At 62.8% G+C, this 12,689-nt stretch carries 12 protein-coding genes and 1 pseudogene; 8 read left to right on the top strand and 5 right to left on the bottom strand.

The features are described from left to right. Window positions 1-94: 94 nt before the first annotated feature. Both R8871_RS12585 and R8871_RS12580 read right to left on the bottom strand, forming a co-directional pair. Window positions 95-955: pseudogene (locus tag R8871_RS12585) on the bottom strand (LysR substrate-binding domain-containing protein); the annotation flags it as partial. Window positions 956-1,096: 141 nt separating this feature from the next. Further along, window positions 1,097-1,540: a MarR family winged helix-turn-helix transcriptional regulator gene (locus tag R8871_RS12580; RefSeq protein ID WP_175050784.1), complete on the bottom strand. Its 444-nt coding sequence runs from the start codon at window positions 1,538-1,540 to the stop codon at window positions 1,097-1,099. A gap of 157 nt (window positions 1,541-1,697) precedes the next feature. Here R8871_RS12580 and R8871_RS12575 point away from each other — a divergent pair, with 157 nt between their 5' ends. Then, the gene (locus tag R8871_RS12575) at window positions 1,698-3,233 is read left to right on the top strand and encodes a DHA2 family efflux MFS transporter permease subunit (protein WP_175050783.1); all 1,536 of its coding nucleotides are present in this window, start codon (window positions 1,698-1,700) and stop codon (window positions 3,231-3,233) included. A gap of 47 nt (window positions 3,234-3,280) precedes the next feature. On the opposite strand, the gene R8871_RS12570 is transcribed toward R8871_RS12575, so the two are convergent. Beyond that, window positions 3,281-4,105 (bottom strand): FadR/GntR family transcriptional regulator, encoded by an 825-nt coding sequence (locus tag R8871_RS12570; RefSeq protein WP_407673148.1) that lies wholly within the window; start codon window positions 4,103-4,105, stop codon window positions 3,281-3,283. A 125-nt stretch (window positions 4,106-4,230) separates the two neighbouring features. Between R8871_RS12570 and dgoD the strand changes: the two genes are divergently transcribed. The 3 genes from dgoD to R8871_RS12555 all read left to right on the top strand — a co-directional run bounded on the left by dgoD (window position 4,231) and on the right by R8871_RS12555 (window position 6,307). Beyond that, window positions 4,231-5,379 (top strand): galactonate dehydratase, encoded by a 1,149-nt coding sequence (gene dgoD, locus R8871_RS12565; RefSeq protein WP_012434262.1) that lies wholly within the window; start codon window positions 4,231-4,233, stop codon window positions 5,377-5,379. A gap of 368 nt (window positions 5,380-5,747) precedes the next feature. Then, on the top strand, window positions 5,748-6,050 hold the full coding sequence (locus tag R8871_RS12560; RefSeq protein WP_175050782.1) for a hypothetical protein: 303 nt from the start codon (window positions 5,748-5,750) through the stop codon (window positions 6,048-6,050). Window positions 6,051-6,076: 26 nt separating this feature from the next. Further along, window positions 6,077-6,307, top strand: coding sequence for a YodC family protein (locus tag R8871_RS12555; RefSeq protein ID WP_175050781.1), 231 nt, complete (start codon window positions 6,077-6,079; stop codon window positions 6,305-6,307). Between the two features lie 85 nt (window positions 6,308-6,392). Here R8871_RS12555 and R8871_RS12550 read toward each other — a convergent pair whose 3' ends face one another. After that, window positions 6,393-7,325: a CopD family protein gene (locus R8871_RS12550; protein ID WP_175050780.1), complete on the bottom strand. Its 933-nt coding sequence runs from the start codon at window positions 7,323-7,325 to the stop codon at window positions 6,393-6,395. Beyond that, window positions 7,322-7,699, bottom strand: coding sequence for a copper homeostasis periplasmic binding protein CopC (gene copC / locus R8871_RS12545; protein ID WP_175050779.1), 378 nt, complete (start codon window positions 7,697-7,699; stop codon window positions 7,322-7,324). Before copC ends, R8871_RS12550 begins: the two co-directional genes overlap by 4 nt. Before the next feature lie 370 nt (window positions 7,700-8,069). Here copC and R8871_RS12540 point away from each other — a divergent pair, with 370 nt between their 5' ends. The 4 genes from R8871_RS12540 (at window position 8,070) to R8871_RS12525 (ending at window position 12,677) form a co-directional block, all read left to right on the top strand. Then, window positions 8,070-8,801 carry a c-type cytochrome gene (locus R8871_RS12540; protein ID WP_175050778.1) on the top strand — a complete coding sequence of 244 codons (732 nt, stop codon included), beginning with the start codon at window positions 8,070-8,072 and terminating at the stop codon, window positions 8,799-8,801. A 21-nt stretch (window positions 8,802-8,822) separates the two neighbouring features. Then, entirely contained in the window at window positions 8,823-10,121 is a 1,299-nt protein-coding gene (locus R8871_RS12535) for a c-type cytochrome (protein WP_093635541.1), read from the top strand. A 121-nt stretch (window positions 10,122-10,242) separates the two neighbouring features. After that, window positions 10,243-10,863, top strand: coding sequence for a PAQR family membrane homeostasis protein TrhA (gene trhA / locus R8871_RS12530; RefSeq protein WP_093635539.1), 621 nt, complete (start codon window positions 10,243-10,245; stop codon window positions 10,861-10,863). Between the two features lie 233 nt (window positions 10,864-11,096). After that, a complete protein-coding gene (locus R8871_RS12525; RefSeq protein ID WP_175050777.1) occupies window positions 11,097-12,677 on the top strand; it encodes a DEAD/DEAH box helicase in 1,581 nt (526 codons plus the stop codon). Window positions 12,678-12,689 lie beyond the last annotated feature (12 nt).

The raw sequence follows: 12,689 nt of genomic DNA, 5'->3' as shown, positions 1-12,689 counted from the left end.
GAGTCGTTGCAACGATAGGGAACGCGGGCGACGCGGCTATGTCGTTCTGCGCAAGCTGACCGATACCGGCATCAGCATTTTTTAGGGGCCACTAGGCGGGAGCATCGATGTTCGCCATGAACGCGGTGATGAGGCGTGAACCGGCGCGCGCCTCGAGGTGATACAGATACTCCTGGAGGATCGGCGCGTCGGCATCCAAAGGAAGTTGCCGCAGATCGGGATGCGCCGGCGCTTCGCCAACCGGCATCAGCGTGCAGCCCATGTTGTGGCGAATCGCTTCGTAGATCGCCTCACGGCTGCCGATTTCGATCAGCATGGCCGGCGTCACGCCAATGCGTTTGAGTGCGGTTTCGGTGGCCTCGCGGGTACGCGAGCCGGGCTCGCGCAGCAGCAAGGTATGCGCGGCGAGGTCCGCGAGTCTGACCACTTTCCGCGCGGCCAGCGGATGCCGGCAATGCGCGACAACGACAAGCGGATCGGCAGCAATTGTTCGGCGTGCGAAGCGTGGATCGTCGACACGTTGCGACGACACTGCAAGGTCGACGCGGAAGTCGAGCAGCGCATCAAGAATCTGCTGCGAATTGCCGATCTCGACGCAGACCTTGACCGCCGGATACTGCCGATGAAACGCCGCGATGGCCGGCAGAATGTAATAAGGCCCGGTCGCGCCGACGCGCAGATTGCCGGCCGCCAACTCGCGTTCGTTGCGCAGCGTGAAATCGATATCGCTTTCGGTTTGCTGCATGCGGTCGATTAGCGGCATCAGCGCAGCGCCCGCGTCAGTCAGGTCGAAACGGCTGCCACGCCGGTGGAACAGTTCGACGCCGTACTGCTTTTCCAGTTGCTGGATGCGCGCGGTGATGGTCGGCTGACTGACTTCAAGACGCTTCGCCGCAGCGGTGACACTGCCCTGTCGGACAGTTTCATAAAAGGCGACCAGCAGCGGTGCGAGCATGGAAGGCCAAGGGCAAAACTTCCAATTTATTACCGCAATAAGGCAATTTCGTTACGAAACGCTTTTGATTTTGTAAGCGGATCCGTGAGGCTGCTGCGATGCATGCGGCGCAATGGGCCGCAATAGGCGCGGCTTCAGCGATCAGCGATCAACCAGCCGGCTGAGATTGCCGCGCACCCGTTGCAACAGCGCGATGAGCTGCTTCGCTTCTTCGTCGGTAAAACCGTTCAGCGCTTCTAGCGCAACTTCGTCGCCCACTTTGCGGGCCTTGCCGAGCGTGCGCTCGGCCTTCGGCGTCATCCGCACCTGGCGTTCGCGGCGATCTTCCGGATTGGCCGTGCGCTCGATCCACCCGCCCTCTTCCATCCGGTCCAGCAAACGCCCCGCCGAAATCGGCGCGACTTCGAGCAGGTCCGCGAGCCGCGCCTGATTGATGTCGCCGTAATGGGCGAGGTAGGCCAGTGCGCGACACTGCGCGCGCGTCAGATCGACCGATGACTTCGCGAGATCGTCGTAACGCTTGCCCGTCAGGCGGCCGACGTCGGAAATCAGAAAGCCGAAGCGCTCTTCGAGTTGGGTAGTCATGCGCGGATTATACGAAAGGGTTTCGTTTGTCATCGTCGGAATGGGTGCAAAACCGGCGCAGCGGGCGCAATTCAGGCTCCGCATAAATCCTGGTGGGCGGATGCGCCTGCAGTCAATATACTAAGCATGCTTACTATATTGAAGGTCCTGCCCTCCCATGTCCACCGACTCCGCGTCGACGAGCGCCGCCCCGCTCAATCGGCCGATGATCACCGTCTCGATCATGCTCGCGACGCTGATCCAGACGCTCGACAGCACGATCGCCAACGTCGCGCTGCCGCATATGCAGGGCACGCTGTCGGCGTCGCAGGATGAGATCACGTGGGTGCTGACTTCGTATATCGTCGCGGCCGCGATCGCGACGCCGCTGACCGGCTGGCTATCCGACCGGCTGAGCGTCAAGCGGCTGCTGATCTTTTCGATCGGCGGCTTCACCGTGGCCTCGGCGCTATGCGGCTTGTCGGAAACGCTGACGCAGATCGTCGCATCGCGTTTGTTGCAGGGGATTTTCGGTGCCTCGCTGGTGCCGCTGTCGCAGTCGATCCTGCTCGACATCAATCCGCGCGAAAAGCAGGGCCAGGCGATGGCGGTGTGGGGCATGGGCGTGATGGTCGGGCCGATTCTCGGGCCGACGCTCGGCGGCTGGCTCACCGATAGCTACAACTGGCGCTGGGTGTTTTTCATCAACGTGCCGATCGGCGCGTTCGCGCTGTTCGGCGTGGCGACCTTCCTGCCTGCACGTGAACCGAAGCACGACGCGAAGTTCGACGCGTTCGGCTTTGCCACCCTGGGTCTCGCGATCGGCGCGCTGCAGGCGATGCTCGACCGCGGCGAACAACTCGACTGGTTCGGTTCGAATGAGATTGTCATCGAGGCACTGGTCGCGGCGATCAGCTTCGCGTTTTTCCTCGTGCATACGGCCACGGTCGGCAAGAAATCGTTCTTCAAATATGAGCTGTTGAAAGACCCGAACTTCGCCACCGGCACGTTCTTCATCTTCGTGATCGGCGCGGTGATGTACGCGACGCGCGCATTGCTGCCGCCGATGCTGCAAAACCTGATGAACTATCCCGTCGCGACCACGGGTCTCGTCACGGCGCCGAGCGGCGCGGGAACCATGGTGGCAATGCTGTTCGCCGGGCGGCTATTGAAGCGGGTCGACGCGCGGCTGCTTCTGCTCGCGGGCTTCCTGATCTCCGCGTTTGCACTATGGCAGATGATGCACTACACGATCGTGCTGTCGGAGTCGGACATTGTCTGGCCTGGCGTGGTTCAGGGCTTTGGTCTCGGCCTCGTGTTCGTGCCGTTGAGCGCGCTGACCTTCTCCACGCTCACGCCCGAACTGCGCGCCGACGGCACCGCAACGTACAGCCTGATGCGCAATATCGGCAGCAGTATCGGCATTTCGATCGTGCAGACGCTAATGACGCGCAATACGCAGGTCTCACATGCTGACCTCGCGGCGAACGTCACGCCGTTCAATCCGGCGATCCAGCCGATGCTCAATAGCGGTTCGAATTACGACCTGGCGGCGCTCAATGCGTCGATTACGCAGCAGGCGTCGATGATCGCCTATCTGAACGACTTCAAACTGATGTTCGTGGCGACGTTACTGGTCATCCCGCTACTGCTGTTGATTCGCCCAGCGCGCCAGGCGCCGGATGCCTCGGTGGCGCACGCGGCGATGGATTGAGCACCCCGATAGCGTCAAGCGGGAGCGGTAGAGCTTTCGCGTCACGCTCACGCTTCGATTCTTCCGCGCGTCACGCCCAGCAATCCCGCCATTGCGTCTCGCGCCGCTGTTGCGTCACGGTCGCGGATCGCTTCGAAGACCGCCGTGTGTTCGGCCAGCGATGCATTGAACACGTCCGCACGTTTCGCGTTCAGACGTAGCTGTGCCTCCAATGTTCGCTCGATCAGCGTGCCGAGCGGAATCAGTAATTCGTTGCTGCAGGCCGTCAGCACGCTCAGATGAAATTGCAGATCGGCGCGCACCCATTCATCGACGTTACGCGCCCCGACCATCGACGCATGCGCTGCCGCGAGCGCATTGAACGTGTCGTCCGTATGCGAGGCCGCCGCGAGACCCGCCGCGTACGGTTCGATCATCTCGCGCATTTCCTGCAGCTTGAGCGCGAAGGCCATCGGCTCGGCGACGCGCGAATACCAGTCGAGTACGTCGACATCCAGCAGATTCCACGCGTGTTTCGGCCGCACCCGCGTGCCCACCCGTGGCCGCGATTCGATCAGCCCTTTCGACGTCAGCGTACGCAGCGCCTCGCGCAACACCGTCCGGCTCACACCGAAGGTGTCCATCAACTCCGCCTCGCGCGGCAGGATCGAATCGGGCGCGTAGTCGCCTCGCAGAATCGCGGTCGCCAGCAGATGGGCGACGCGCCCATGCAGATCGTGCTGAATAGCTTTCTCCCAGCGGCCTCTCGGCGCTATTGATATCGGACCTGAGCCCGGAACGACCGCGATTATCCGGTATCTCCACTTGCCGACTTCCGGATTCAGTGCCGTTGCGGGTTGGCATGCTCGGCTGGCGTTCAGCTGCGACCTCATCGTCGTCCGGCCACTATTTGGCCAATAGTACTATTAATAGTACTTAATCGCACTTTTGTTGTAGCATGTGAATCCTCGAAATTGCCCGCACACGCAGGCACCCAGGCCGCAAGGAGACGCACATCATGAAAATCACCAAGCTCGAAACCTTTATCGTCCCGCCGCGTTGGTGCTTCCTGAAGATCGAAACGGACGAAGGCATCGTCGGCTGGGGCGAGCCGGTGGTCGAAGGCCGCGCGCATACGGTGGCGGCCGCCGTCGAGGAACTGTCCGACTATCTGATCGGCAAAGATCCGCTGCTGATCGAAGATCACTGGCAGGTCATGTATCGCTCGGGCTTCTACCGCGGCGGCCCGATCACGATGAGTGCGATTGCCGGCGTCGACCAGGCGCTGTGGGACATCAAGGGCAAGCATCATGGCGTGCCGATTCATGCGCTGCTGGGCGGCCAGGTGCGCGACAAGATCAAGGTGTATTCGTGGATCGGCGGCGACCGTCCGAGCGATGTTGCGAACAACGCGCGCGCCGTGGTCGAACGCGGCTTCAAGGCCGTGAAGATGAACGGCTCGGAAGAGCTGCAGATCATCGACACCTTCGACAAGGTGCAAGGTGTCATCAACAATGTCGCCGCCGTGCGTGAAGCGGTCGGACCGAACATCGGCATCGGCGTGGACTTCCACGGCCGCGTGCATAAGCCGATGGCGAAGGTGCTGGCCAAAGAACTCGACCCGTACAAGCTGCTCTTCATCGAAGAGCCGGTGCTGTCGGAAAACGCGGAAGCCTTGCGCGACATCGTCAACCAGACCAACACGCCGATCGCTTTGGGCGAACGCCTGTATTCACGCTGGGACTTCAAACACATCCTGTCGGGCGGCTACGTCGACATCATCCAGCCGGACGCGTCGCACGCGGGCGGGATCACCGAGTGCCGCAAGATCGCCTCGATGGCCGAGGCGTACGACGTCGCGCTCGCGCTGCACTGCCCGCTCGGTCCGATCGCTTTGGCCACCTGCCTGCAGATCGACGCAGTGAGCTATAACGCGTTCATCCAGGAACAAAGCCTGGGCATTCACTACAACCAGGGCAACGACCTGCTCGACTACATCAAGAATCCGGAAGTTTTCAAATACGAAGACGGCTTCGTGTCGATTCCGCAAGGCCCGGGCCTCGGTATCGAAGTGAACGAAGAGAAGGTGCGCGAGATGGCGAAGGTCGGCCACCGCTGGCGCAATCCGGTGTGGCGCCACGAGGATGGCAGTGTCGCCGAATGGTAAGCACGTGACTGCTTGGTAGAGCGCCGCCCACGGGCGGCGTTTTGTTTCAAACGGCCCGCGGCCACCGTCAACAAAACTCATCGGAAGGCCGACATCCTGGGTGTAGGCGCCTTCGGTGATGAAGAAGCTGTAGCTCCGGTTCACCGGCGTGCACGTTACGGCAGACGTAGCGTGCGCCGTCTCAGTTACGTAACACCACGGACCGAAGCCGCTGGAACACGCCCTTCGCGGCACCTTACCGGCGCAGCCACACTACCCGCAAAGCCTTATCCACAAAGGCTTTCAAGCCGTTTGTTCGGCATCAGACATACGCATGGCCCGCTCCTTGCTCAAATGCATTCAAAACGACAAATGCATCGGGGAACATCATGGGCGAATTCCTTCCAGACTATCTGATCCGCGAACAGGCCGCCGTCGGCGCGCTGGTGGTGTTCGGCGTGCTTCGCATCATTGGCGCGATGCTCGCGTATGAACGCGGGTGGCGCATCTCGGTAGTCGAAAAGTGCTTTATCGCGGCCGCGGTGATCTACTGCCTGCCGCAACTCTTCGACCTGCTGACGCACATGTACGGCTCACGCGCCGCCGGCGCGGAACTGGAAGGCAAAGCCGCGGGCTGCGCGATCGCGCTCTTCTGTGCGCCGATTCTCGGACATCGGCTCGGCCTCGAATGATCGGTTTTATCGGACGGACGCTCACCATGCGACTGCGAAAGAGACCTGCGAGCCTCGCGAAACCTGCCTACCGGGCCGGCGACGTCCTGACGCTCAAATCCGGTGGACGTCCGATGACCGCCACCTGGAGCGGGCCGGTACTGTTCGCTCCGGGCAACTGGCTGATCTGCCAGTGGTTCGGCAACGACGGCGAACTGCAGCAGGAAATGTTTCCGGAAGAGACGCTGGAACGGGCGCACAACGCGCTCGCCGCCTAAAGGGCAGTAACGGATCAGCCGGCCACCGCCGGGCGACCGTGTGTATTGCGCCGCACGCCTTTGCTGTGCGGCGCTTTTTTTAGCCTTAACTGCCCAACGCGGCGAATGCCGGCACGCTGTGCGACAAAACGGCCGCAGCGACAAACACGCCGATCATCGCCAGCGCTTCGAGATACAGCACGTTGACGAAGGTATGCGCGTCCATCGTCGAGGCCGTGCGGCGCAGACGCGGCAGCGCCGAGAAGCGATTGAGGCCGCCGAGCACCAGGGCGAGCGCAACCAGCGCAAGCTTCAGTGTCAGCACATGGCCCCACGTGCTCATCTGGATGGCTTCGAACGAGCCGCCCGAGCCACGCACGGCGTTGAAGATCCCGGTGAGCAGCACCAGCCCGACCGCCACAACGGATACGTGCGACACCTGCGTCGCCGTGCGGATCAGCATCCCGCGTGCGGTCGATGTGCCGAGCGCGGGCAATACCGCGAGCCCCGCCGCCATCGCCAGCCCGCCCCAGACGCTCGTCACCAGCACATGCAGCGTCTGCATGCCGATCGCCGCCGAGGCCGGGCCGGCATCGGCCGCATGTCCGAGCGACGCCTTGCCCGCCGCAATCGCGATCACCGCTAGCCACAGCAGCGCATTGCGCAGCATGCCCGTATGACTGGCCATGGCCGTGCCCAGCAACACCAGCGCGCCGGCGAACGCCACGCTCCAGCCGTAACCGACATGGGTTTGCGTCAGAACAGTCGGCACCACGCCGATCGCCGCCGGCAACGCGACGCCGCTCATCGAGGCCGCCTGATATAGCAGCCAGCCCAGATCCGCGAGCACCAGCACAACGGTTGCCGTCAGCATCGACCGTTGCGCGCGCAACCAGGCGGGCCGTGCGGGGTTGATCTTGCTCTGCGCGTCCTTGGCGAGCCAGGCGCTAAGCAGCGCCGAACCGACGGCAAACGCAAACGCGACATTCATGAGCGCGGCCATTGCGACCTGCCCGATCCACAGTCCGTCCATGCTCATTTGACGATGAACGCGAAGTTGCCTTGCGTACGGTGGCCGTCCGTGGCTACCGCGATCCAATGCACCGCGTAGCGGCCGGCCGTCAGTTGCGGCAGCGCGAGGTGCATCACCTTTGCGTCACTTTGGTCGACTTGCGACGCTGCCGGCGCGGCGGGCTTGCCGCTCGCGTCGCTCAGTTCGATCCGGCTGAAAGCCGGTTCGAGCGGCTCGGTGAAATGGATCGTCACTTCAGTGGCGGCGGCCACTTCGGCGTTTGCCGCGGGCTCGCTTGACACCAGATGCGCGTGCGCGAAAGCCGTGGACGTCATGACCAGCGCCGCGGCGCCGAACGTCAACGCATGGAGCGCCGGACGGGAGAAATTGAATAGCTTCATGTAAGGCAGATAGCTCGTGGAAAGTAAAACGGTAGACGGTGAGCCGAAAGTCGTCCGCGTCGGACGGACGCCGGCGCGCCCGGAAGTGTACGCTTCGATGGCCGGCGCGCGCGTCGGTTCAACCTGCTTTGATTATGCAAGCTGGCATGAACGCAACATGGGCCCGCGATACCAGGGATAGAATCGGGACGACCGCTCCGCTTGCCAGCTAACGACGCGCGTCAAACTGTCGCATCGCCGTGACACCCGGAACCTTCTCTAATGTGGCAAATAGTCACCATCACCCTTCGATGATAGAATGCTGCGTCGCCGCAGCGCCGGCTGCCCTTCACACCGAGCCGCTCGAAGTTCGGTCAGGTCCCCGATTTTGATGGAGTTACGCGTGTCTTCAAGACGCATTTTCCGCCCGTTGCTTGCCCTTCTGCTGATCGGCTCCGCGGGTGTCTATAGCGCTGCGAAAGCGCAGACTCAACCGAAGGCCCCCGATACGATGGAAGCGCGCGTGCAAGGCTGCACGGCATGCCACGGTTCGCACGGCCAAGGTACCGACAACGACTACTTCCCGCGTCTGGCGGGCAAGCCGGCCGACTATCTGTACAACCAGTTGCAGAACTTCCGCGAAGGGCGCCGCAAGTACCCGCCCATGAATTACCTCGTCACGTATCTTTCTGACGACTACCTTCATCAGATCGCCACGTACTTCTCGCAGCAACGCCCGCCCTACCCCACGCCGGCCAAGCCGACCGTGTCGGCGAGCATCGTTGCGCGCGGCCAGCAGATCGTCCTGAACGGCGACGCATCCAGGCAGATTCCGGCGTGCGCGGCTTGCCACGGCAAGGCGCTGACCGGCATGGAACCCGCTATCCCGGGTCTGGTCGGCCTGCATGCTGACTACATCAGCGCGCAGTTGGGCGCATGGCGTTCGGGCTCGCGCCATGCCATCGCACCGGATTGCATGCACACCATCGCCACCCGCCTGACTGACGAAGACGTGAACGCCGTTGCTGCCTGGCTTTCCACGCAAAAGGCTCCACAAAACCCCGTGCCGGCTCCGGCCCGCTCGTTGAAGACTCCGCTTGCCTGCGGCAGCGAACCGCAATAAGGCACCGGGAGAGACACTCAAATGAAACGCAAGTCTTTGTTCGCCCTCTCGGCAGTCGTCGTCGTTGCGGCTGCCGCACTCGTTCCCGTCCTGTGGTCGGGCGGCGACAACCTGCATAACGGCACGGCCATGGCGGCAACGCCCGCCGACCAGGCCGCGCTAATCAAGAAGGGCGAGTACCTCGCCCGCGCCGGCGACTGTATCGCCTGCCACACGGTGCGCGGCGGCAAGCAGTTCGCCGGCGGCCTGCCCATGCTGACGCCGTTCGGCACGATGTTCACGCCGAACATCACGCCTGACGACCAGTACGGTATCGGCAAGTGGACGCAGGACGACTTCTACCGCGCTATGCACACGGGCCGTTCGAAAGACGGCAGCCTGCTGTATCCGGGCTTCCCGTTCACGAGCTACACGAAGGTCACGCGCGCCGATTCTGACGCGATCTACGCGTATCTGCGCTCGGTCACGCCGGTCAATGTGCCGAGCCGTCCGCACGAACTGAAATTCCCCTTCAACCAGCGCAACATGCTGATCGGCTGGCGCACGCTGTTCTTCCGCGAAGGCGAGTACAAGGCTGATCCGACCAAGTCGGTCGAATGGAACCGCGGCGCGTACCTGATCGAAGGCCTCGGCCACTGCGGCATGTGCCACACGTCGATCAACGCCATGGGCGGCCCGGTCAGCTCGGCTGCGTTTGCCGGCGGCCTGATCCCGCTGCAGAACTGGTATGCACCGTCGTTGACGTCGAACAAGGAAGCCGGCCTCGGCGACTGGGAAACCAAAGACATCGCCGATCTGCTGAAGACCGGTGTGTCGAACCGCGGCGCGGTGTTCGGTCCGATGGCTGAAGTGGTTCACAACAGCCTGCAGTACATGTCGGACGAAGACATCAACGCAATGGCCACGTACCTGAAGACGATTCCGCAGAAGAGCGAAGCACCGGAACCGCTGCAGCTCGAGACCTCGGAAAAGTTCGGTGGCGAACTGTTGAAGCAAGGTCAGAAGATCTACGCTGACAACTGCGCGAAGTGCCACGCGGAAAACGGTCTTGGTATGCCGCCGTCCTTCCCGCCGCTGGCGAACAACCAGTCGATCCAGATGCCGTCGGCGGTCAACCCGATCCGTATGGTGCTGAACGGCGGTTATCCGCCGAGCACGGACGCCAACCCGCATCCGTACGGCATGCCGCCGTTCGCTCAGGCACTGTCGAACACGGAAGTGGCAGCCGTCGTGACGTACATTCGTATGTCCTGGGGCAACCACGGTACGGCTGTGTCGCCGCAGCAAGTGTCCGATCTGCGCTCGGCGCCGCTCGACTAAGCAGCGTTTGATGCACCCGGGGCGCGGCCTGCGAATAACGCGGCCGCGCCCTTCGTTTTTGCAGGACCGGTATCATGTGGGTGGTACAAACCCTAATGAAACCGCGCAGGAGGAAAGAGCCGTGCATGTCGGTGAGCGTTTCAACAGCATTACCCATCTCGTCGGCGCCGTGCTGTCGGTGGCGGGGCTGGCTACGCTCGTGACAATGGGCGCACTCGACGGCGACGCGTACAAGGTGGTGAGTTTCAGCGTCTACGGTGCGATGCTGTTCGTGCTGTATGCTATCTCCACGCTCTACCACAGCGTGCGCAACCCGCGTGTCAAAGCGGTTCTGCAAAAATGCGACCATTCGGCGATCTATCTGTTGATCGCCGGCAGCTACACCCCGTTCACGCTGGTTACGTTGCGTGGACCGTGGGGCTGGTCGCTATTCGGCGTAAGCTGGGGGCTTGCCGCTCTCGGCATCGTGCAGGAACTGACGCTCGGGCGACGCACCCGCAGCGTTTCGATGGTGCTGTATGTCTTGATGGGATGGCTCGCGCTCGTTGCCGTCCGCCCGCTGGTTCAAGCTTTACCGGCAGCGGGTACCGCCTGGCTCGTGGCCGGCGGGGTCATCTACAGCGCCGGCATCTACTTCTTCATTAACGACGAGCGCATCCGGCACGGACATGGTATCTGGCACCTGTTCGTACTGGCGGGCAGTCTGTGTCAATTCGTCAGTGTTGCGCGCTACGTCGCGTGACATCCCACGGCGGCGAAATGCAACTTAAGGCCAGTCAACGTGTCTGCATAGCGCGTTGAAGCATTCGGCACGCATTTGAGCGTGCCGCCGATTTCTCTGCGACCGGAACTGGGCTTTGGCCTCGAACGCGCCATAGAGGCGTGTTCATGCCGTGCCTGTACTCGCTGGTACCCAACAGGGTCCATTGGGTGCCGTCTGGTGCCGTTCGCGAAACTGCATTGCAAAGAGCATTTATGTCTTTTGATTCCCTCGGCTTGTCCGAACCGCTGGTCCGCGCTGTACACGAACTCGGCTACACCACCCCGACTCCGATCCAGACACAAGCAATCCCCGCCGTGCTCAACGGCGGCGACCTGCTGGCCGGCGCGCAGACCGGTACCGGCAAGACCGCCGGCTTCACGCTGCCGATCCTGCAGCGTCTGAACACCATGCCTGCTGTCACCACGGCATCGGGCAAGCGCGCGGTGCGCGCGCTGATCCTCACGCCGACGCGTGAGCTGGCCGCACAGGTCGAAGAAAGCGTGCGTGCCTACGGCAAGTACCTGAAGCTGAAGTCGACCGTGATGTTCGGCGGCGTCGGCATCAATCCGCAAATCGGCGCGCTGCGCAGCGGCGTGGACATCGTCGTCGCGACGCCGGGCCGTTTGCTCGACCACATGCAGCAGAAGACCATCGACCTGTCGCATCTCGAGATTCTCGTGCTCGACGAAGCGGACCGCATGCTGGACATGGGCTTCATCCATGACATCAAGCGCGTGCTCGCGAAGTTGCCGCCGAAGCGTCAGAACCTGCTGTTCTCGGCTACGTTCTCGGACGAGATCAAGACACTTGCCGACAACCTGCTCGACTCGCCGGCGCTGATCGAAGTCGCCCGTCGCAATACGACGGCTGAACTCGTCGCACAAAAGATTCACCCGGTCGACCGCGACAAGAAGCGTGAGCTGCTCACGCACCTCATCAAGCAACACAACTGGTTCCAGGTGCTGGTGTTCACGCGCACCAAGCACGGCGCGAACCGCCTTGCCGAACAGCTATCGAAAGACGGCATCAGCGCACTGGCGATTCACGGCAACAAGAGCCAATCGGCCCGTACACGTGCGCTCGCGGAGTTCAAGGACGCCACGCTGCAAGTGCTGGTCGCAACCGACATCGCCGCACGCGGCATCGATATCGACCAGTTGCCGCACGTAGTCAACTACGATTTGCCGAACGTGCCGGAAGACTACGTGCACCGCATCGGCCGCACGGGTCGCGCAGGCGCATCGGGCGAAGCGATTTCGCTGGTCTGCGTCGACGAACTGCAACTGCTGAAGGACATCGAGAAGCTGATCAAGCGTCAGGTGCCGCAGGAAGTGATCGCCGGTTTTGAGCCGGATCCGACTGCGAAGCCGGAACCGATTCTGCGCCGTGGCCAGGGTGGTGGTGGCGGCGGTGGCAATCGTCAGCCGCGTCAGAGCCAGGGTGCGCCGAAGCGCGAAGGTGGCCAGCGTGACGGCGGCCGCCGCGATGGCGCGTCGTCGGCAAAGCCCGCACAACGTTCGGGTCAGCGTCCGGCGAATGGTCAACAGCAGCCGAAGCCGCAAGGTGCGAAGCCGGCCGGCAACGGCGGCCAGCCGCGCCGCGACGGTCAGCGTCATGACGGTCAGCCGCGTGCCGCGGCGCACGAAGGCAGCGCCGCACAACATGCACCGCGCAAACCGCAGGCTGCAAAGCCGCAAGGCGGCAATCCGGGTGCGTTGCTGGGTGGCGCAAAGCCGCGTAACGACGCGCCGCGTGGCGGCCAGCCGACTCGCAGCGGCCAGCGCGGCCGTTAAGTTTCAAGCACC

This window comes from Paraburkholderia sediminicola (assembly GCF_902859805.1).
Lineage (GTDB): Bacteria > Pseudomonadota > Gammaproteobacteria > Burkholderiales > Burkholderiaceae > Paraburkholderia > Paraburkholderia sediminicola.
Note: the sequence above shows the minus strand (reverse complement) of the source record. Positions and strands in the feature narration are given on the sequence as shown.